Origin of the sequence: Idiomarina sp. 017G (assembly GCF_004362265.1) — a bacterium.
Classification (GTDB): Bacteria; Pseudomonadota; Gammaproteobacteria; order Enterobacterales; family Alteromonadaceae; genus Idiomarina; species Idiomarina loihiensis.
The window spans coordinates 42,215-63,640 of the sequence record NZ_SNWT01000008.1; the positions used below are offsets into that span (position 1 = coordinate 42,215).

Annotated in this window: 19 protein-coding genes; 16 read left to right on the forward strand and 3 right to left on the reverse strand. The window is 47.9% G+C overall.

Translation table 11 applies throughout. The features are described from left to right. From gspD to DEU30_RS10740, 12 genes are all read left to right on the forward strand, one after another. Window positions 1-2,127 (forward strand): type II secretion system secretin GspD, encoded by a 2,127-nt coding sequence (gene gspD, locus DEU30_RS10685; RefSeq protein ID WP_114982204.1) that lies wholly within the window; start codon window positions 1-3, stop codon window positions 2,125-2,127. Beyond that, a complete protein-coding gene (gene gspE / locus DEU30_RS10690) occupies window positions 2,120-3,604 on the forward strand; it encodes a type II secretion system ATPase GspE (RefSeq protein WP_011235253.1) in 1,485 nt (494 codons plus the stop codon). The genes gspD and gspE overlap by 8 nt, the downstream gene beginning before the upstream one ends. A 3-nt stretch (window positions 3,605-3,607) precedes the next feature. Further along, complete coding sequence (gspF, locus tag DEU30_RS10695) at window positions 3,608-4,834, forward strand: type II secretion system inner membrane protein GspF (protein WP_114982203.1); 1,227 nt, start codon at window positions 3,608-3,610, stop codon at window positions 4,832-4,834. A gap of 2 nt (window positions 4,835-4,836) precedes the next feature. Next, window positions 4,837-5,274, forward strand: coding sequence for a type II secretion system major pseudopilin GspG (gspG, locus tag DEU30_RS10700; RefSeq protein WP_011235251.1), 438 nt, complete (start codon window positions 4,837-4,839; stop codon window positions 5,272-5,274). Then, window positions 5,249-5,815 (forward strand): type II secretion system minor pseudopilin GspH, encoded by a 567-nt coding sequence (gspH, locus tag DEU30_RS10705; RefSeq protein ID WP_227016376.1) that lies wholly within the window; start codon window positions 5,249-5,251, stop codon window positions 5,813-5,815. Before gspG ends, gspH begins: the two co-directional genes overlap by 26 nt. Window positions 5,816-5,817: 2 nt before the next feature. Beyond that, on the forward strand, window positions 5,818-6,210 hold the full coding sequence (gene gspI / locus DEU30_RS10710; RefSeq protein WP_011235249.1) for a type II secretion system minor pseudopilin GspI: 393 nt from the start codon (window positions 5,818-5,820) through the stop codon (window positions 6,208-6,210). Further along, a complete protein-coding gene (gene gspJ / locus DEU30_RS10715; protein WP_114982201.1) occupies window positions 6,200-6,883 on the forward strand; it encodes a type II secretion system minor pseudopilin GspJ in 684 nt (227 codons plus the stop codon). The genes gspI and gspJ overlap by 11 nt, the downstream gene beginning before the upstream one ends. Then, complete coding sequence (gspK, locus tag DEU30_RS10720; RefSeq protein ID WP_114982200.1) at window positions 6,873-7,859, forward strand: type II secretion system minor pseudopilin GspK; 987 nt, start codon at window positions 6,873-6,875, stop codon at window positions 7,857-7,859. Before gspJ ends, gspK begins: the two co-directional genes overlap by 11 nt. Before the next feature lie 3 nt (window positions 7,860-7,862). Beyond that, window positions 7,863-9,083, forward strand: a complete 1,221-nt coding sequence (gene gspL / locus DEU30_RS10725; RefSeq protein WP_114982199.1) for a type II secretion system protein GspL — start codon at window positions 7,863-7,865, stop codon at window positions 9,081-9,083. After that, on the forward strand, window positions 9,080-9,598 hold the full coding sequence (locus DEU30_RS10730) for a type II secretion system protein M (protein ID WP_110013935.1): 519 nt from the start codon (window positions 9,080-9,082) through the stop codon (window positions 9,596-9,598). Before gspL ends, DEU30_RS10730 begins: the two co-directional genes overlap by 4 nt. After that, the gene (locus tag DEU30_RS10735) at window positions 9,595-10,341 is read left to right on the forward strand and encodes a type II secretion system protein N (RefSeq protein WP_114982198.1); all 747 of its coding nucleotides are present in this window, start codon (window positions 9,595-9,597) and stop codon (window positions 10,339-10,341) included. The genes DEU30_RS10730 and DEU30_RS10735 overlap by 4 nt, the downstream gene beginning before the upstream one ends. Window positions 10,342-10,421: 80 nt before the next feature. Beyond that, window positions 10,422-11,240 (forward strand): mechanosensitive ion channel domain-containing protein, encoded by an 819-nt coding sequence (locus tag DEU30_RS10740; RefSeq protein WP_114982197.1) that lies wholly within the window; start codon window positions 10,422-10,424, stop codon window positions 11,238-11,240. A 54-nt stretch (window positions 11,241-11,294) separates the two neighbouring features. Here DEU30_RS10740 and DEU30_RS10745 read toward each other — a convergent pair whose 3' ends face one another. Beyond that, entirely contained in the window at window positions 11,295-12,563 is a 1,269-nt protein-coding gene (locus tag DEU30_RS10745; RefSeq protein ID WP_114982196.1) for an O-acetylhomoserine aminocarboxypropyltransferase/cysteine synthase, read from the reverse strand. Beyond that, window positions 12,560-13,468, reverse strand: coding sequence for an alpha/beta fold hydrolase (locus tag DEU30_RS10750; protein WP_114982195.1), 909 nt, complete (start codon window positions 13,466-13,468; stop codon window positions 12,560-12,562). The genes DEU30_RS10745 and DEU30_RS10750 overlap by 4 nt, the downstream gene beginning before the upstream one ends. Window positions 13,469-13,619: 151 nt before the next feature. Here DEU30_RS10750 and xseA point away from each other — a divergent pair, with 151 nt between their 5' ends. The 4 genes from xseA to DEU30_RS10770 all read left to right on the forward strand — a co-directional run bounded on the left by xseA (window position 13,620) and on the right by DEU30_RS10770 (window position 20,013). Further along, window positions 13,620-14,930 carry an exodeoxyribonuclease VII large subunit gene (gene xseA / locus DEU30_RS10755; RefSeq protein ID WP_114982194.1) on the forward strand — a complete coding sequence of 437 codons (1,311 nt, stop codon included), beginning with the start codon at window positions 13,620-13,622 and terminating at the stop codon, window positions 14,928-14,930. 75 nt (window positions 14,931-15,005) lie between these two features. Then, window positions 15,006-16,313 carry an alkaline phosphatase gene (locus tag DEU30_RS10760; RefSeq protein ID WP_114982193.1) on the forward strand — a complete coding sequence of 436 codons (1,308 nt, stop codon included), beginning with the start codon at window positions 15,006-15,008 and terminating at the stop codon, window positions 16,311-16,313. Between the two features lie 123 nt (window positions 16,314-16,436). Beyond that, window positions 16,437-18,527 carry a polyphosphate kinase 1 gene (gene ppk1 / locus DEU30_RS10765; protein ID WP_114982192.1) on the forward strand — a complete coding sequence of 697 codons (2,091 nt, stop codon included), beginning with the start codon at window positions 16,437-16,439 and terminating at the stop codon, window positions 18,525-18,527. Further along, a complete protein-coding gene (locus tag DEU30_RS10770; protein ID WP_114982191.1) occupies window positions 18,502-20,013 on the forward strand; it encodes an exopolyphosphatase in 1,512 nt (503 codons plus the stop codon). The genes ppk1 and DEU30_RS10770 overlap by 26 nt, the downstream gene beginning before the upstream one ends. Window positions 20,014-20,072: 59 nt before the next feature. Here DEU30_RS10770 and DEU30_RS10775 read toward each other — a convergent pair whose 3' ends face one another. Beyond that, window positions 20,073-21,251: a DcaP family trimeric outer membrane transporter gene (locus tag DEU30_RS10775; protein ID WP_011235236.1), complete on the reverse strand. Its 1,179-nt coding sequence runs from the start codon at window positions 21,249-21,251 to the stop codon at window positions 20,073-20,075. Window positions 21,252-21,426: the final 175 nt, after the last annotated feature.

The following is a 21,426-nucleotide window of genomic DNA, read 5'->3' on the forward strand; positions in this document are numbered from 1 at the left end:
ATGACAGTGGCAAAGAGTGGCTTAAAAGCATGGTTGGGAGCTCTCGGTTTGGCATTAACACTGATGAGTTCACCATTAAGCAGCGAAGAATATGCCGCCAGTTTTAAAAATACTGATATTAACGAGTTTATTCAGGTTGTCGGCCGAAACTTAGGTAAAACCATCATTATCGACCCTAACGTGCGGGGCAAAATAGATGTGCGCAGCTATGATGTGATGGATGAAGAGCAGTACTATCAGTTTTTTCTTAATGTTCTTGAGGTCTACGGATTTGCCACTGTTGAAATGGAGTCCGGTGTCCTGAAAGTCATTCGTGATAAAGACGCAAAAACCTCTTCGTTGCCTGTTATTGGTAGTGACACAAAAATGCTGGGCGACACAATGGTGACCCGGGTTGTGCCGGTAGAGAATGTCTCCGTACGGGAGCTTGCTCCTTTATTGCGTCAGCTAAATGACCAAAGCGGTGGCGGTATGGTCGTCAGTTATGACCCATCAAATGTGATCATGATGACCGGGCGCGCTGAAACCGTGCAGCGTTTAGTAGAGATTATTGAGCGGGTGGATCGGGCTGGCGATCAAGATGTTGATATGATTAGTCTGGAGTATGCGTCAGCCAGTGAAATTGTTCGTATAGCTCAGTCGCTGTTCGAGAAAAATAATGAAGGCGTACCGGCGTTACTTATTCCTAAAATTGTTGCTGATGAGCGCAGTAATAGCGTTATTGTTAGCGGTGAGCCCCGTGCTAGAGCCCGAGTTGTTAAGTTGATTAAACAGCTTGATCAGGACTTAAAAACCGAGGGGAACACTCGTGTTTTTTACTTAAAATACGCGAAAGCGCCTGAGGTGGTTGAAGTATTGAAAGATGTCAGCCGCTCTATTCAGGCTGAAGTTGAACAGCAGTCAAGTAGCGGTAATGCAACGCAGCGTCGTCGTACCGGAGGTGATGAAACGGTCAGTATCAGCCCGCACGAGCCGACTAACTCGGTGGTTATTACCGCCCAAAAAGATATGCTGGCGTCGCTGGAAAAAGTGATTCGGGATTTAGACATCCGTCGTGCTCAGGTTCAGGTTGAAGCTATTATTGTCGAGATTATGGAAGGCGATAACGTTGACTTTGGCGTGCAGTGGATCAGCGAAGACGGCGGTATGGTTCAGTATAATAACGGTAATCAGGTACCTATAGGGAGTTTGGCTGCAGGTGCTTATCAGGCACGTGAAAGGGAAGGTACAACGACGACCCGGATAACAGATGGCGGGGTCGAGGTGACGACGACAGAACCGGATGAACCTGGTGACGTTTCGTTGCTGGCGAATTTATTGGGTTCGGTAAACGGCATGATGTTCGGCACCATTCAGAACGACTGGGCAGCGGTAGTACAGGCGGTTACACAGGATACTCGCTCAAATATTCTGGCCACGCCAAGTATTGTTACCGTCGACAACGAAGAAGCGAGCTTCCTGGTCGGTCAGGAAGTCCCTACGATTAGTGGCTCTACTACGGGGGATAACAATGACAACCCTTTTCAGACGGTTGATCGCACCGAGATAGGTATTAAGTTAAAGGTAACGCCTCAAATTAACGAGGGGGACGCCGTGCAAATGACGATAGAACAGGAAGTGTCCAGTTTAAGCGGTGCCACTGCGGTTGACGTGATTATTAATAAGCGGGAACTGAAAACCACGGTTATGGCTGACGACGGCGAGACCATTGTACTGGGCGGTCTAATTGACGAAGACGTGCAGGAGTCGGTCTCTAAAGTTCCTTTATTAGGCGACATACCAATTTTAGGTAAATTATTCAGCTCTACGTCAACCTCTAAGCAAAAGCGCAACCTGATGGTTTTTATCCGTCCAACCATAGTCCGTGACGGTAACCGCATGCGTGAGTTAAGTTCGGCAAAGTACAATTATATGCGGGCGCTGCAATTGGATGAACGTTCGCGCGGTATCTCTCTAATGCCTTCTGAGGATTCACCGTTGCTTAACGACTGGGACAGTGAACTGACGTTACCGCCGGGCTTTGACGAATATCTGAAAAAACAAGGTAGCGAGAAGAGCGACAAGAAGAATAGCGAAGAAAGCGATAAAGAAAGCGACGAACAGAATGAAGATCCGCAAAATGACTGAAGCCAGTGCCATTGCAACAGCTCGCCTCCCGTTTAGCTTTGCTAAACGCTTTGGCGTGGTGGTTGAGCAGGGTGAGCCGTTAATTTTGCATTGCCGTGCCGGTATCTCGGCTGCTGCGTTAAAAGAAGTGAGGCGCGCGCTGGGGCAGCCGGTCACTCTTCAGGAGCACGCTGCAAGTGACTTTGAAAGCTTGTTAACCCGTGCGTATCAACGAGACTCATCGGAAGCCCAGCAGTTAATGGAAGACATTGGCAACGAGTCCGATTTATTCTCTCTGGCTGATGAGTTGCCGCAGACCGAAGATCTGCTGGAAAGCGAAGACGACGCGCCTATTATTAAGCTGATTAACGCTATGCTGAGCGAGGCGATAAAAGAGGGCGCTTCGGATATTCACATTGAGACTTTTGAGAAAGCTTTGCTTATACGTTTTCGCATAGACGGCGTTTTGCGCGAAGTTTTACGACCAAACCGTAAGTTGTCATCGCTGCTGGTGTCGCGCATAAAAGTTATGGCGCAGCTGGATATTGCCGAAAAACGCGTTCCGCAGGATGGTCGTATTTCTTTGCTTATTGCTGGCCGGGCTGTGGATGTTCGGGTCTCGACTATGCCGTCGAACCACGGCGAGCGGGTGGTACTGCGTTTGCTGGATAAGAACAACGCAAGGCTTAACTTGACTGAACTGGGAATGACTGACGGAAACCGAAAAATTTTCCAGGAACTGATTTACAAACCCCACGGCATTATTTTGGTAACCGGCCCCACGGGCTCAGGTAAAAGTACGACGTTGTATGCCGGACTGAGCGAAATTAATTCTAAAGACCGTAATATCCTGACCGTCGAAGACCCTATAGAATACGCCATTGATGGTATTGGGCAGACCCAGGTTAACCCTCGGGTGGATATGACCTTCGCCCGCGGCTTACGCGCTATTTTGCGCCAGGACCCGGACGTAGTGATGGTTGGTGAGATACGTGATGTAGAAACCGCGCAGATTGCTGTGCAGGCGTCGCTCACCGGTCACCTGGTCTTGTCTACATTGCACACTAATACTGCCGCCGGCGCTATTACTCGTCTGGAAGACATGGGAGTAGAACCTTTCCTGCTTTCATCGAGCTTATTGGCGGTGTTATCACAGCGCCTGGTGCGGACACTCTGTAGCGAGTGCAAACAGCCGCACCAGCCTGATGACGAAGAAAAGAATATGCTGGGCCTTGATGCTTCAGATACGAGTGTGATTTATCGTGCAGGGAGTTGTGAACGATGCAATCACACCGGCTATCGTGGACGAACCGGTATTCACGAACTGCTGCTGGTGGACGACCATGTACGTGAGTTAGTCCATAATGGTCACGGCGAACAGTCTATTGAAAAGTATATTCGCCAGTCGACGCCCGGTATTCGCCAGGACGGATTAGCAAAAGTACTGAAAGGCAAGACAACGCTGGAAGAAGTGCTGCGGGTTACCCGCGAGGAGTAGAGGGTGGCAGCATTTGAATACCAAGCCGTTGAAGCTAGCGGCAGAAAGAAAAAGGGCGTACTGGAAGCCGATACTGAGCGACAGGTACGTCAGTTATTGCGTGAAAAAGGCTTAATGCCTTTAACCATTGAACCTGCCGCTGATCAAGACAGAAAGAAAACCTTACAGCCCCGGTTTGGGCTTCCACAGCGTAAGGTTAAAGCGCAGGACTTGGCATTAATTACCCGTCAGTTATCCACCTTAGTAGGTTCAGCGTTGCCCATTGAGCAGGCATTGTTAGCCGTTGCTGATCAAACCGAAAAGCCGCGCCTGAAAAAGTTACTGATGTCGGTACGCAGTAAAGTGGTTGAAGGTTATGGCCTTGCCGAAGCTATGTCGGAGTTTCCCGGTGTTTTTGATTCTTTATATACCGCAATGGTCGCTGCAGGTGAAAAATCCGGCCATTTAGACACCGTACTGGATGAGCTGGCAAACTATACCGAGCAGCGGCAGCACATGAAAAGCCAGTTGACTCAGGCGCTAATTTATCCGCTTATGCTGACTTTGGTTGCCATTGGCATTGTGGTTTTTCTGTTGGTTTCTATTGTGCCGCAAATAGTGGATAACTTTTCAACCATGGGCCAGGACTTGCCGCCAACCACTCTGGCGATGATAGCCATTAGTGAATTTTTGCAAAACTGGGGGCTGTGGTTACTTATTGGTATTGCTTTGGTACTGGTGGCCTTTAACCAGTGGTTGAGAAATGACAAGAACCGCCTGAAATATCATCGCAGGCTGTTAAAACTTCCCATGCTGGGTAAGGTCATAAGAGGTGTGAGTACTGCCCGTTTCGCCCGGACTTTAAGTATACTGACGTCCTCGGCGGTTCCCTTGCTTGACGGGTTACGCATTACCTCTTCAGTGATTGGTAATTTAGCCATACGCCAGGCGGTAGATGAAGCGGCCGGACGCGTTCGCGAAGGGGCGTCAATGCGCGGTGCGTTGCAGGAAACGGGGTTGTTCCCACCAATGATGCTGCACATGATAGCGGCAGGTGAGAAGTCAGGTGAACTGGAACAAATGTTAAAACGTTCAGCCGATAATCAGGACAAAGAATTTGAAAATCTGGTGTCGGTTAGCTTAAAAGTATTTGAGCCGGTGTTGATAGTGACGATGGCAGGTATCGTCTTCTTTATTGTGCTGTCTATCATTCAACCCATTTTACAATTAAATAATAGTGTAGGGCTTTAGCTATGAGACGTAATCAACAAGGTTTTTCATTGGTCGAAGTAATGGTGGTTATTGCCATTATCGGTATTTTGGCCACTATGGTGTTACCAAATGTACTCGGTAATCAGGAAAAGGCCAACGAGCAAAAAGTGATAGCCGATATTGTCGCTTTAGAAAACGCACTGGCTCAGTATCACTTAGACAACGGTATGTTTCCAACGACCGAGCAGGGACTTGAGGCTTTAGTCAATGAACCGAACATGGATCCGCAGCCTCGCAGCTACCGCAGTGGCGGTTATATTCGTCGTTTACCGCAGGACCCTTACGGCAATGACTATTTACTCCTGAACCCGGGGCAGTACGATGATGTTGATATTTTTTCCCCGGGCCCGGACGGTCAGCCCGGAACAGATGATGATTTTGGCAACTGGATGATTGGCAACAACAATCGTGATCAATAAGCGTTGTTCGGTTGGTTTTACTTTAATTGAAGTCATGCTGGTGATGGCCATTCTTGGTCTCATCGCCAGCGCTGTCATGTTTACACTGCCCGGTGGTGATCGTGGGCAGGACTCTCCTCAAAATGCGGGCGTGAGTTTACGTCAACAGCTAAACTATGCGCGCGAATACGCCATGGTTCGACAACAACCTCTCGGATTAAAGTTTCAAGAAGATGGCTATCGTTTCTTATTCTGGAAAGATGAGCAATGGCGCGAACAAAACGCTCGTGGCTTGCGGGCGCAGGAAACAGAATGGCCATTACGCTGGCAGTTTACTAGCCGGGGTCTGAAGATATTAGAACAAAACGAATCGCTGAGTAGCGGGTTGTTTGCTGAGGAAAGTGACGAAGACAGCATCATTCCCGATATTCTGATTCTGCCCAGTGGTGAAATGACTTTGTTTGAAGTGCATATTGAGCATTTAAACGACCCCGATGCTGAACGTTGGCTTATTGCTGAAAACAGCTGGCAAGTCAGTATTTCTGCCGAGGCTCCGGAGTAACTATGCGGTGGGTGCGTGGCTTTACCTTAATTGAAGTGATGGTTGCCTTGTCGGTGTTCAGTCTGGCGGCACTTGCTGCACTACAGGCCGCTAGTGGGCATCTAACCGGGTTAAGTGCTTTACAGGATAAAACCTTTGCTCAGTACGTAGCTTCTAACCGCCTCGCAGAATTGTCGCTTGAACAAAAGTGGCCACTTGAAGATAAACGGAGCGGCCAGCAGGAACAGGCCGATGTTACCTGGTACTGGCAGCAACAAGTGACTGAAACCGTCACGCCGAATGTTGTTGCAGTGACGGTGAAAGTGATGAAAAACGAGGACGGTCGTGAGCACTTTCGGCTAACCCGCTATGTGCGTAAACCGGATTCAGCGGGAGGAACGAGCAATGGTCGTTAACTCCGCAAACAAGGGTTTTACCTTAGTAGAAGTGCTGGTGACCATGGTGATATTTGCCATTATCGGTATTGCCAGCTTTCAGGTTCTGAACCAAATGGTCAATACCGAAGAGCAATCTCAAAAACAGCGCGAACAACTGGAACGTTTGCAGTTTAGCCAGTTGCTGATACAGCAGGATATTCGGCAAATGGTCGCTAAACCAACGCGACCATCGGGTGTCGAGGTTACCCATCAATACCTGAGTAATGATCCGAGTTACTTCGATTCTGACGGCGGTGTGCTGGCCTTTGTCAGAAGTGGTTTTGATAACCCCGGTAATATGATGCCCCGTAGCGAATTGCAGCCGGTAGTTTACCGTTTATGGGATGGGAATTTACAGCGAGTAACCGAGACTTTCGTTAACGATCGCTCCTCAGAGCCATCCGTTCAGACCTTATTAGAAGGCGTTGAAGAACTGTCTTTTCGGTTTTACCGCAGTGATGGCGTGAGTAACGCGAATCAGGGACTAGAACAAGGCTGGAGCGACAACTGGGAAAGCGCAGGTGATTTGCCTCAAGCCGTTGAAGTGACCATTCGTAGCAAAAACTTTGGCACCATCAGACGCGTGTTTTTGATAGCCGCAGTAGGACAGCAAGTGGAAACTAATAGCGGAGGGCTGCAACGTGCCAATTAACCCGCGTAAGTCATCACAAGCCGGAGCGGCACTGATAACCGTCTTGCTGGTTATTGCTATTGTGTCGGTTATTGCAGTGAATTTAGGCGGCAAACTGCAGTTGCAAATAACCCGTATGGGCAACTTGCAGCAAGCTGAACAAAGCTACTGGATGTGGTTAAGCGCAGAGGATGTTCTAAAAGAAGTGCTGCAAACTGAGCTGGAAGAGAACGATGGAGTTGCGCACAAAGAGCAAAACTGGGCTCAGCGCAGCGGACCTTTTCCGGTAGAAGGCGGGCAGATTGCCGCGAAAGTCAGGGATTTATACAGTTGCTTTAACCTTAATAGCCTGGTTACCGATGCAGAAGATCCCGGAACTCTGGAAAAGCGCAAACGACAATACAAAGCGCTGCTGGAAGCACTGGAAATTGATAACTATCAGGCCGAAATTTTAACCGACAGTCTGGTAGACTGGCTGGATGAAGACAGTCAGTTGTCGGGCAGTAACGGTGCCGAAGACCCTGATTACGAGAGTCTACCTAAGCCTTATTTGGCCGCAAACAGTCAACTACTTGAGATGAGTGAACTAAGAATGGTGCGTGGATACAGCGCTAAAATTGTCAATTCTTTAAACTCTGTTGCTTGCGTTATTCCCAATGAGACAGACTTAAAAATTAATATTAATACTCTGGAACAGGATCAGGCTGCGGTTTTAACCGGGGTTACCGAAGGTAAGTTAGCACTTGCTGACGCTATGGCGTTTTTGAATAACCGACCACCACAAGGCTACGAATCCGATGAGGAACTCGCTGAGTTGGCTGAGCTTTCGGGAGTGAGGTCGGAATTAGAAGGTGAGTTGCCGGAACTGACCGTGAGTAGTGAGTATTTTCAGCTGGTTGCAATGATTCAGTGGGGCGAGGTAGAAATGAGAGCGCGCTCGGTATTACATTTAAACGAAGGTCGAGTACAAACCCTGTACCGGGCGATGGGAGATTAGTTTATGCATGAAACACTGATTCTGCGGTTACCGGCTTATGGTACCGAAGAACCCATACCCTGGTTGGTCTGGCATAAAGGACAGCAAGAATTAATAGCCAGTGGAGAGCTGAGTTCGGTAGCAGAGCTTGTTCAGTTAAAAGATAAAGCCAACCGTTGCGAAGTCATTGTGGCCTTGCCCGGGCAAGATGTTTCGATGACAAGAGTGACTTTGCCCGCAGGCACAAAAAGGCATCTGCAGCGCATTATTCCTTATGCTCTGGAAGAAGAGCTGGCAAGTGATATTGAGCAGCTGCATTTTGCCTGGCCGGATGTCAAAGGCACAGAGCTGCCAGTTGCTGTAGTTGCTAAAGAACGAATGAATTATTGGTTGCGGGTGTTATCCGAAGCCGGCATTGATTCGGCTTTCTGGGTACCCGACTGCTTCTTGTTGCCGCATCAGAACGATACCTGGCAGGCCATAGAGCTTGCCGACAGTGTTATTGTCAGAACTGGTGAGTGGCAGGGCTTTACCATAGAAAAAGAGCAGTTTGCTCAGTTAGCACCAGCTTTTGCTGCTGAACAGAACAATCCAACGGAAATTATTCACTATGGCGCGCTCAACTGGCCACAATCGCCAGCGCCTTTAACGCCTGCTGATATTGAGGTGCCTTTTACTATTGCCGTGCAAAGTATCGCGACAGGGAACTGTATTAACTTAAGGCAGGGAACTTATCGCTCACAACGGGCAAAACGTTCAGTTGATTTACCCTGGAAGGGGCTGGCTACTGCCGCAAGTGTACTCTTTGTTTTGGCCGTGTTGTTAAACGGCGTACGCTATTGGCAACTGGAGTCTCAGCGGGACGCCTTAAAAGCGCAGGCTGAGCAACTTTATCGTGACGCCTTTCCAGGCCAGACTCGTATTGTGAATTTAAAAGTACAGTTGCAACGGCAACTGGAAAGCCTTGGACTGGGTAGTGCGGATGAAGCTTCGGTGCTTGCGGTTTTGCAGCAACTGGCGCCTGCGTTTAAGTCGCAGCCTGAGCTGCAGCTTGAGTTACTTCGTTTTCAGAACAATGAGTTGCGCTTACAGGCAACCGCCAGCAGCTTTTCTCAATTTGAGGCTTTTCAACAGGCGGCGAAAGCCGAAGGGTTAACTGTTGAAGCGGGCTCAATGAGTAACCGTGGTGAACAAGTTTCGGGGTCTCTAACCGTGCAACTCGATGCTCAGGGGGCGCAGTCATGAACAGAATTACAGGTCATTTAACGCCTTATCTGGACTTAGGCAAGCAACGCTGGCAACAGTTTAACCAGCGCGAGCAGAGCTTGTTAGCTGTTTTGGCAGGAGTACTGTTTATTGCTTTTCTGTACTTTGTCATTTGGCAGCCCAGCTCTCAGGCAGTAGCCAATGCAGAGCGTCAGCTTGCAGCTCAACAGCAGCAATACCAATGGGTTCAGCAGGCAATAGCGCGCTATAAAAAACTGGAAGAGAGCAGCTCTGAACAACAAAGTGCATCAGGCTCTGTCAGTCAACGTATCAACCGTGCTGCAGCTGCGCAGGATATTCAAATCGCGCGTTTGCAGCCTCAGGGGCAGGAGTATCTGTTAAGTGTTGATGAGGTGGCTTTTTCTGATTTATTAAGCTTTTTAGCCGAACTGGAGCAACGCCAGGGGTTATCACTAAAAGCTGTTGATATTGCGAAATTAAATACGCCCGGACAGGTGCGTTTACGTAAACTATTAGTAAGTGAGGCTTCATGAACTTAAAACGCTGGATACCCTGGTTAGTGGTCGTGTATCTGGTTGCCATGTTGGTGATGTTACCGGCAAGGGTCATCTACTGGTTTCCTTTGCCGGATAACATCAGGCTCTCTCAGGTCAGCGGGAGTTTGTGGAATGGTGTTGCCGGGCAGGTTGCAGTTGACGATATCGTACTGACTAACCTTAGCTGGAATTGGCAGGTGTCGTCGGTATTTCTGGGTGAACTGGTGATGGATGTCAATTTGCCGGCAAAGAACAATCCGTTTGCGCTGAATGGACGTCTGCTGGCGGGGTCCACCAAGGTCGGGGCCAAAGATATAACGGCCAGTGGCGATGTTAATGCTCTGCTGCAGTTGGCAAATACCCGCTTGCCTTTAAAAACCGGAGGGAACTGGCGTTTGTCCTTAGACAGCTTTGTCGTTACTGCGCCCGGTCCGGTACGTTGGTGTGACGAGTTAAAAGGTAAGGCACAAGGCGAGCAAATTCGGGTGTTGGTGAATAATCAATGGCAGTCGTTGGGAGACTTCCCGGTACAACTTAGCTGTAACGAGAATAACTCGGTGGGCTTAGCCATGAATGGCAACAACAGTCTGGGGTTAGATTTTAAAGGCAGCATTAATAGCCAGAGTTTCAGTGCTGAAGGGACGGTTAAGCCGAATTTGGAAACCCCGGAAGGGCTGGCTAAAATGATGGAGTACATGGGAACACCAGATTCGCACGGACGTTACTCATTTCGCTTGTGATCCCACTTGCGGGCAAAAACGTTTATGATTACTGTAATAATAAGTCATTAATTAAAGTCTTCGTGAAATAAGGAATTTGTATGGATAACATCGTCCAGTGGATTAACGATAATCAGGACATGCTGATCGGTTTCTCGATTAAATTTGTCATCGCTATTGCGATACTTGTCGTCGGTAAGATTGTTGCTAACACCGTGACAGGTGTGATGACCAAAGGCATGAAAAAGCGTCAGGTCGACGGTGCTGTTATCAGCTTTGTCGGTGCAATTTTAAAAACGGTGATATTCATTGCCGCTATCATGATGGCACTGTCGCATGTGGGCGTTGAAACTACTTCCTTCATTGCCATACTAGGTGCCGCAGGTCTGGCAATTGGTCTGGCGTTGCAGGGCTCCCTGTCTAATATCGCATCGGGCGTTCTGCTTATTATGTTCCGTCCAATTCGTGCGGGTGAATATGTTGATGCTGGTGGTGTTTCAGGAACCGTTGAGCAAATTAATATCTTTCAGACCATTATGAAAACCCCTGACCGTAAGGTGGTTTTTGTGCCTAACTCTGAAATTATCGGTGGCCCTATTGTTAACTATAACCGAGAAGAATTGCGCCGTATCGACCTGGTTATTGGTGTAAGTTACAGTGCGAATCTACAGCAGACGAAGAAAGCACTGATGGATGTGATTACCAGCGATGAGCGGGTATTAAAAGATCCTGAACCTGTTGTTACGGTGACCAACCTTGGCGATTCGTCGGTCGACTTTAATGTTCGCCCGTGGACGAAAAATGAGGACTACTGGCCGACCCGCTGGGATTTACTAGAGCGAATTAAAGACCGTCTGGATGAGGAGGGCATTGGTATTCCCTTTCCCCAAATGGACGTTCACCTGAAAAAAGACGACTAACGTATTGTTGTTCTGACAAAAGGCCACTTCAACAGTGGCCTTTTTTGTGGGTGCTCAAGCGAGTGCCTGAGAGATATCGGCAATAATATCTTCCGCATTTTCAATGCCAACACATAAACGAATAGCTTCTGGTTTTACGCCAACCGCGGCCTGTTCGCCAGCAGACAACTGCCGGTGAGTTGTGGAGGCCGGGTGGCAGGCCAGTGACTTTGCGTCACCAATGTTGACCAGGCGTTTAAACAGTTTCAGCTTATCGTAAAACTCAACGCCAGCATCGTAGCCGCCTTTAACGCCAAAAGTTAACAGCGACGCAGGAACCCCATTTTTAATATACTTTTTCGCTCGCTCGTAGTTAGTGTGCTCTGGCAGCGCTGCAAAGTTTACCCAGTCTACGCTTGGGTGCGACTGTAAGTATTCAGCCACTTTCAGCGCGTTTTCGCAGTGGCGCTCAATACGCAAAGGTAAAGTCTCCAAACCCTGCAGTAACAGGAAGGCGTTAAAGGGTGACAAGCAAGCACCGGTATTACGCAAAGCGACAGTACGAACGCGGGCTATGAAAGCCGCCGGACCAAAAGCGTCGGTATAGACTACGCCGTGATAAGCTGGCTCCGGTGAGCTAAACTGAGGAAAGCGTTGTTTTTGCTTAACCCAGTCAAACCGTCCGCCATCGACTATTAAGCCGCCAACTGAATTGCCATGACCCCCAATATATTTGGTCAGTGAATGCACCACAATGTCAGCGCCAAAATCAATGGGTTTGCAAAGTATCGGTGTAGCAACCGTGTTGTCCACGACCAGTGGAACGCCATGCTGGTGGGCGACCTCAGCATAGCCTTCTAAATCGGCGATGTTTCCCGCCGGGTTGCCAATACTCTCGCAGAATACTGCCTTAGTTTTATCGTCTATAAGTTTGCCTATGTCTTCTGCTTTATCCGATTCGGCAAAACGGACTTCAATGCCAAATGAAGGCAACATATGCTGGAATAGTGTGTAGGTTCCGCCGTAGAGTTGTGGTGTCGTCACTATGTTATCGCCCTGACGGGCAAGCGTAATTAATGCGTACTCAATGGCTGCCATGCCAGAGGCTACGGCAAGTGCGGCGACACCATGTTCAAGTTCTGCGACACGTTTTTCCAGAACATCGTTGGTCGGGTTCATAATGCGGGTATAAATATTCCCTTCAACTGCCAGGTCAAACAGGTCAGCGCCATGCTGTGCGTTATCAAACTCGTAGGAAACGGTTTGGTAAATGGGAGTAGCTACTGACTTAGTCGTTGGGTCAGTTTCATAGCCGTGGTGGATGGCCAATGTTTCGTCTTTCATACGGACTCCAGTTCAGATTCAGTTAAAAAATGCGTTAAAGCCGATTGGTACTGTTCAACATTCTTGATAAACCCGTCGTGGCCGAACGGCGTTTCAATAGTGACCCGGCCAAATGGGTTGGGAAGTAAGCTTTCCAGTTCATTCACCAGGCTGGGCGGGGCAATAGCGTCGTTGTTAAAGTCGACTAGCTGCACTTTTGCCTGCACGCGGGTTGGATCAATACTGTAATCATTGAGTATTGGCGTAAGGTGCGTGAATAAGCTGCGGCAGCCGTTGCCGTTTTGCTTTAACAGTTTTTCGCCCTGATACAGTAAGTATTCAAAGGCATCGTCCGCATGATTAAAACGTTGTTCGAATTCTTCCGCGGTGCGATAACTCAGCATGGCCAGCGCCCGCGCCAGAATAATGCCTGACTGTTTATCATCGCATCGTTGAATGAGCGCTTGCTGAAAGTAGCGCAGTAACGCTGAATGTACTGACGGCTTATGAGCGGCGCCAATAGCACTTAAACGTGGCAACTCAGTTGGGTGGTCAGCGGCATACTGAAGTCCTAGAACGCCACCGAAAGACCCCCCGATCCATGCCTGTAAGTTGTCGGTTTCCTGTTTAAGTGCGTGTCGTATGGCTTCACTGTGTTGCTGCACCGTTAAAGGCACCGACGGACACTCTGATCCTCCTATGCCGCCGGGGTAATCGAAGCTGATGACTTGCACATCAGTCAGCTCTGAAAAGAGCGGATGCAGCGACTGCCACCAACCACTTTCATCAGCTTTCCAGATTTGGCCACTGGCACTGATCCCGCCTTGAACAACAACGACCGGTTTATCAGGATCGCCATAGCGATAACCTTTAAGACGCGCGAAAGGAGTGTCTGCGTAAAAACTGCGGGCAACTGGCTGAACCATAGTTAACCTCAATATTCTGAGTGAGGTTTTGACTGTAATAAATAGATATCAGGACGTCAAGACATTTAGACGTCCAAATTGGACAGGCGTATTTGAGTGCGAGCGGAATATGGTATGATTTATCTTTCATTTCGAAATAAGAGTGATGCCCATGGTGTATTCGGTCAGCCAGTTAAATACTGAGATTCGACAACTGTTAGAGCAAGGCTTTGGTCAAATAAGCCTGGTTGGAGAAATCTCAAATTTTGCCGCGCCGGGTTCAGGACACTGGTATTTCACTTTAAAAGACGAGCGGGCTCAGGTTCGCTGCGCTATGTTCCGCAATGCGAATCAGCGTGCAAAGGTTCGGCCGCAAAATGGTATGCAGGTACTGGTACGCGCAAAAGTCACGGTTTACGAACCGCGGGGCGACTACCAACTGATTATTGAGCAGGTTGAAGACGCCGGTCAGGGGCTTTTACAGCAGCGTTATGAGCAACTAAAAGAGAAACTGTCCGCTGAAGGGTTATTTGCGGCGGAACGTAAGCGCTTACTACCCGAGCATATTCGCAAAGTCGGCGTGCTGACCTCACCCACCGGTGCTGCGATAAAAGACATACTGGCGGTGATGAAACGCCGGGACCCCGGCGTCGAAGTGGTTATTTACCCGAGCGCGGTACAGGGAGAGGCAGCCGTTCCGCAGTTGCAGGCTATGCTAAAAACGGCATTTGAGCGTAATGAAGTGGATGTACTGTTAGTCAGCCGTGGCGGTGGTTCTCTGGAAGACTTGTGGTGTTTCAACGATGAGACTTTTGCGCGTCTTTTGGCAACAGCGCCCATGCCAACCATTAGCGCTGTTGGACATGAAATTGATTTCACTATTGCCGACTTTGTTGCCGATGTTCGTGCTCCGACACCTTCAGCTGCCGCTGAGTTAGTTACCAGAGATCAACAACAACAACGGCAAAAAGCGCAGGCGCTGCAACAGCGCTTAGGTCTGGCGCAGCAAAGATTGTTGCAACGTTTACAGCAGCGTTGGCAATTTTTACAAACCCGGCTGCAACAGCAGCACCCGCAACGACAATTGCAACAACAGTCGCAATTAGCCGATGAACTGCAAGCCAGAGCTAACCGGGCGTTACAGAACCGCCTGGCGCGGCAAAAGCAGCAAGTGTCTTATTTACACGGCCGCCTGCAGGCTATGCATCCGCAAAAAGAGTTACAGCGTTTGCAGCAAAAACTTCAGACGCAGCAGCAACGATTGCCGCAGGTTATGCAACGAGTTTTAAAAGACAAGCGAACTCAGCAGCAACAGTTGATGCAGTCTCTGAACCTTGTCAGCCCTTTGAATACTCTGGAAAGGGGCTACGCTATTGTCCGTACAGAAAACGGCGATGTGGTTCGTAGCGAGAAGCAAGTGGCTGTGGGTGAATCAATAGAAGTTCGTCTGGCTGACGGGAATATTACCGCTAAACGGCAATGATTCTGCGGCTATTGTCATATTCCTGACATTCGCGCTTTGGTATACTGGTTAGGTTATTCACAAAGGAGTGGTGGTATGAAACTCAAAGCATTGGTAGCCGGCATTGGGCTGGCTTTGGCATCTACAATGGTGCAGGCAGAAGAACAGAAACCCAATATTATTTATATTATTGGTGATGGTATGGGGTTTGAATATATTAGCGCGTACCGTTATGCCATGTCTGATTTAGACAGCAAAACGATTGCTGAAACTGAGTTTGATGCCATGCTGAAAGGCGCCGCAACCACCTATCCGGATGATAATACCTGGGTTACCGACTCAGCCGCAGGTGCAACCGCTTTGGCCACGGGTGTGAAAAGCTACAACGGGGCTATTGCGGTCGATTCAGATAAATACCCACTGCAAAGCATTATGGAATTGGCTCGTGAGAATAGCTGGTCAACCGGCTCGGTATCCACCTCACAAGTTAACCATGCAACGCCGGCATCGTTTTTCACCCATCACCCGTCGCGCTACGAATATAACCAAATAGCCGACAAAATTGCGACTCAGGTGGTTGAAGGTCAGCCGTCTTTTGATGTGATGCTAGGTGGCGGACAAAGCTATTTTAACCGTGACGACAAAAACTGGCTGGATGTCTTGCCGGAGCACGGCATGCAGGTAGTAACCGATATGCAAAAGCTGAACTCGGTTGACACCACGCCCGTGATGGGACTTTTTGCGGAAAAAGGTTTGCCGCACGCGATTGACGGCGATGTTGATGCGCTGGCCAATATGACACGTACCGCTTTGCGCTTATTGGATAAAAAGCAGCAGCCGTTTGCTTTAATGATTGAAGGCAGCGAAATTGACTGGTGTGGTCATGCCAATGACATCGCTTGTGCCGTCCACGAAATGGATGGACTAAATCGCGCATTGAAGGTGGTGAGTGAGTACCGCGAGAAGAATCCCAATACCTTGATTGTTATGACGGCTGATCATTCAACTGGTGGCCTGACTCTAGGGCGTGATGGTGACTACGCCTGGTATTCTGATCGTGTGATGGCGATTGAAAATTCAATTGCTTTCATGAGTAAAGAGATGCTTGCCATGGATACAGAGAGCTGGGCGGAGTATGTAGCTGACAAAGTTAACTTTGAGCTGACTCAGGAGTATCTTGATGAGCTTGCTATTGCCGCTGAAGCAGAGGGTGAAGAACAACAAGACGCTTTACATCAGGCACTGGTCTATATAACTGGCGATATTACCGGTACCGGCTGGACAACCAGCGGGCATACCGGTGTTGATGTTCCGGTCTTTGCTGTCGGCCCTTATAGCGAAAACTTCGGCGGCTATATGGATAATACGGACATTGGCAAGCAGCTAATAAAACTCGTCAAATAACCTCTTCTTGTAAGTTTCCCCGACAGTCGCGTTTTATAACGCGACTGTCATATTACTGTCATAAAAATACAGCCCGAGTACGCTAGGCTAGTCGCATGATGTATCTGTTGCCATGTCTACGCTATGAAATTTTTTAATAAAGAACTAAGCTGGCTTTCCTTTAATGAACGGGTGCTGCAAGAAGCTGCTGACAGCACGGTTCCGGCAATTGAACGAATTCGCTTTCTCGGAATTTTTTCCAGCAATATGGATGAGTTTTTTCAGGTGCGTGTGGCTGACGTAAAGCGTCGCATTTTCTTTAGTCAGGCGACAGAAGAGCGAGAACAGTATGAGCAGCTAATGGCACAGTTGCAAAAAAAGGTTGTGTTGCTGCAAAAACGCTTTGATGAAGTACTGGAAGAAGTATTAGCAACCTTAAGAAAAAATGGTATCTCGCTACTAAGTATTGACCAGTTGAACGAGGAAGAAAAGCAAAGGCTGAAGCGCTTTTTCACAGAAAAAGTACAGCGTTTTATTGTGCCTATATGGGTCAATGGTAAAGGGAACCTTTCTAATATTATCCGTGAAGATGAAACCTACCTTTGTGTTGAAATTATAAACTCTGATGACAAACAGTATGCGCTGCTGGAAGTGCCTTCTGATCAGATGGATCGCTTTATTAAGTTGCCTGCTAAGGGGCACAGTAAGAAACATAAGCTTCTCTTTTTAGACGACATTATGCAGTTAAATTTAGAAGTGCTGTTTAAGGGAATTATTCCATTCAAACAACTGCGGGCTTTTTCATTTAAAACCACCCGGGACGCGGAATATCGTCCTTCAGATGATATTGAACGAAGCTTGCTTGAACGTATGGAAGAAGGCTTAAAGCAAAGGGTGAAGGCTGATCCTGTGCGTTTAGTTTATGACCGTGCAATGCCGGAAGAAATGCTCTCTTTTTTGAGTGAAAAGCTGCAGCTAACTCAGTTCGATTCCTTTGTCGCCGGTGGCCGTTATCGTAACACACGGGATTTCGCTAAGTTCCCTCACTTAGGCAAAAAATCACTGACGCACAAAGTTCTGCCGGCGTTGTTTCACCCAAAATTCTCACACTTTGATAATGTGTTTGATGCTATTCAGAAAAGCGATATAGCGTTGTATTACCCGTACCATCGGTTTTCGCATTTTACGGAATTTGTCCGGCAGGCTGCTTATGACCCTAAAGTGACCCGAATCTCAATGTGTATTTATCGGGTGGCGCCCAATTCACGGGTAATACGTTCCTTGATGGATGCTGTGCAAAACGGTAAGCATGTGACCGTTATGGTTGAGCTTCAGGCTCGGTTCGATGAAGAAGCCAACATTGAATGGGCAAAGGAATTAACCGACTCAGGTGTCCGGGTCAGTTTTGGCATTCATGGGCTTAAAGTGCACTCAAAGCTGGTGCTGATTCATCGCAATGAAGGTAACCTTGACCGGCGTTATGCGGTCATTGGAACCGGGAACTTTCACGAGGGAACGGCACAAATTTATACCGATTTTAGTTTATTTACCTGTCAGCCGGATATTTGTAACGATGTTGAATCGGTATTTCACTACCTTGAGCAACCCTATCGGGCACATAAGTTCCGCCATTTAATGGTGGCGCCGGTAAATATGCGCCAAAGAATAAATGATCTTATCGAGTTCGAGATAGATCAGGCCAAAGCCGGTAAACCCGCAGAACTGTTTTTTAAAGTGAATAACTTAGAAGACGAAAGACTGATTGTGCAACTTTATAGAGCGTCGCGTGCCGGTGTTAAAATTAGAGGAATAGTGCGAGGCATGTGTTCTTTGCGCCCTGGAATTGAAAATCTCAGCGAGAACATTGAAATTCGTAGTATTGTTGACCGCTATCTGGAGCATGCCCGGGTGTACGTTTTTGAGCACGCCGGCAAGAAAGAAGTCTTTATTGCTTCGGCCGACTTAATGACACGTAACTTAGATCATCGTGTGGAAGTTGCCGCACCCATCTATGATGATGAGGTGAAAACTGATATTTTGAAAATTATGAACTTGCAGTGGCAGGATAAAGCCAAGTCACGCTTTATTGATGCGGAACAACAGAACAAATACTGTTTTGAGCCGGATCGGCTAGCTCCTCCTAAAGGCCGCTCGCTGGTGCCTTCACAAGTCGCTATTTACCGATATCTTAAGCGACGTAAGAGAGATTATGAAAGCCAACAAAAAGACCTCTAATAATGACCCGAAGCAGTTTGCTGCTTTGGATATTGGCTCCAATAGCTTTCATTTAATTATTGCGCGTTTAGTGGAAGGTCAGCTTCAGCCCATTTTCAAATTCAAGCAACCCGTACAACTGGGAGAAGGCCTCTCTAACCGGCACCTGAGTGATGCTGCGCTTTACCGTGGTGTTGAAGCACTCCGGCAATGCGCTGTTCGGCTGGAAGGTTTCCATCGCGATACCGTGAAAGTTGTGGCTACACACACCTTGCGAAAAGCTAAGAATCGTAAGCGCTTTTTGGCAGAAGCGGCCAAAGTATTACCCTTTCCTATCGAAGTGATTTCAGGTCGGGAAGAAGCCCGGTTAATTTTTCGGGGCGTGGCAGAAACCAGTTCCGAATCTGCCGGTTCTCAGTTGGTTATTGATATTGGCGGAGGCAGCACTGAGTTTGCTATTGGAATGAATCGCCAGCCGAAGTTTTTAAGTTCACGAAGTATTGGCAGCCTGGCTTTCTCGAAAGAGTTTTTCTCATCAGGGAAAATTACCTCTAAACGTTTTGATAAGGCGGTTGTATCCGCTCGTCAGCATGTTGAACCCATAGCGAATTATTTGGCTGAGCACCCGGTAGAAAGCGTTTTCGGTACGTCGGGAACCATCAAGGCTATTTATCAATGGATTGTGAAGCGCGATGGCGAGCAACCTTTGGGCATAACCTATTCCCAGCTTCAGGGATGCCGGGCTGACCTTATTACTGCTGAGTCAGTAAAAAAACTGAATAAAGAATGGGTCTCGCCAGAGCGCAGGGAGTCCATTGCCGGTGGTGTTGCGGTGCTATTGGGGATTTTCGAAGAGCTGGGAATTGAGCGTCTGGTTCCTCACGACTCGGCGCTAAGAGAAGGTGTTTTGTATGAACTGGCGGGCGAAGTCTTGCTGCATCAGGACGTACGGGAACGCACTATTAACAGTTTGGCGCAACGCTATTCGGTTGATTCGGCTCAAGCCCAACGGGTGTTATCTACGGTGCAGAAGATTTGGGGTGGTGTAGCTGAAAACTGGGGACTCACCGGACAAGACTTGGAAGTGTTATTAGAAGGTGCTGCTAAGTTACACGAGGTTGGACTAAGCATTAGTGCCAGTGGTGTACAAAAGCACTCCGGCTATATTTTAGCTCACGCTTATATGCCCGGGTTTAATGCCGAAGAGCAACGGTTTTTATCTACTATTGTTCGATACTTTCGTAAAAAAATACAAACCGCTGAATTCCCGGATCTGATTCTGTTTAGTCAGAATCAGCTTATTAAAATGCTGATAATTATGCGTCTGGGCGTTATTTTAAATAGCGACAGACAAAACTCGAGCTCATTGGATAAGGCTGTTATTGAAGACGGGGCGTTGAAACTGCAGCTGAAAGGCTCTGCTAAAGAGGATTCAGTGCTTACTATGCAACTTGAGTCCGAGGCCAACGTTATGCAGAAATTAGGTTATGAACTGCTAGTTTGTTGAAAACAGCAGACGCACAAAGTAAAACACATTTCTTTGTGCGCCCGTATTTATTTTATTGATTAAAACTTATACATAGCCATCAGCTGTAAACGGTTTAAGTCACCGTCGACATTGGCTTCAGTTTCACGGTTCGCTTGTGAAATTTCAGCACCAAAAGTCAGGTTAGACGCTGGTGAATACATCAGGTTAAATGCCAGACGTTGCGTGTATTCAGTGTAAGTCGCTGGGTTGACAGATGCTAATAACTCTTCATCGTTATCTGCCCAGCCACGCGAGTAAACCACGTTTGAACGTAGTTTCTCTGACCAGAAGTGGCGATAAGCAAAGGATACACCGGTTGAGTCAATGGCTTCTAACTCACCATTGCTGTCAATATAAGCACCATTCCAGGTGTTTAGACCTAAATAACGACCTAAACCTGAACCTGTGGTAACTGATGCGCGGATATCATCCATGCCGAAGGTGTATTTAGCGCCAAAGCTGACACCGTAACCAAAGGTGGTTTCATCATCGCCAGTTTGACTGACATCGTACGTTAATTGGCGTAAAAGTGCGGAAGCCTGCCAGGTTAAGTTGTCAGTTTTACCGGTATATTTAAAGGTTACGTCCGGTGCAAAACCGTCACTGGAAATAATACGACCGCCACCAACCGGTGTTACGGTTGTTTCAGGGTTTTCAATTGAGGCGCTAAAGCCACCGGAGGTGTAACGAATTTGTGCCTGGCGGTTGAAGATAATGCCATCGGTGATGCCGATAAAGTCGACGGATTCAGCCAGAATGTTTAGGTCCTGAAAGTTAGACCAGGTTTGACCAAAAGTCCATTTCCCATATTTTAAAAATGCGTGACGTAGACGCGGATTATAAGAGTTTGAAATACGTTGGTCACCGTCAGGGGTCAACATAAAATCCATTTCGATATGGCCGGTCAGCGTTTCACCATTATCTAACTCAGTGTCGGTGGTAAGGAAAAAACGCGACTGACGTGCGTGAAAATCGGTGACCATGTCGTCGCCTTCACCACCCACAGGGGTGAGGCTTGGAATATACTGTTGCCGAGCGATACTGCCGCTTGAAGGTGCCTGACCATCGGTGTAGTCCGATACCATCATGTCCAGTTTAACAAAACCACCAAAATCGATGTCAGTTTCGTTTGCCTGAGCTCCTAAGCTCATAACACCGAGTACGGCAGCGCTTGCTGCTGATACGGTGAATTTCTTTGCGATACTTGCTTTAGCCATGGTGTTCTCCCCTGTAAGCCAAGTGTTCGTTTTGATCGTGCATTTTATTGTTATGCCAAAGATAAACGCTGTTAATTCTCGTTAACTGGTCAATTTTTATCAATCTAGACTATGGTCTAATAGTGTTTAAGCCCTTTAAAACGTACAACAGATACCATCTTGCGAATAAGGAGGA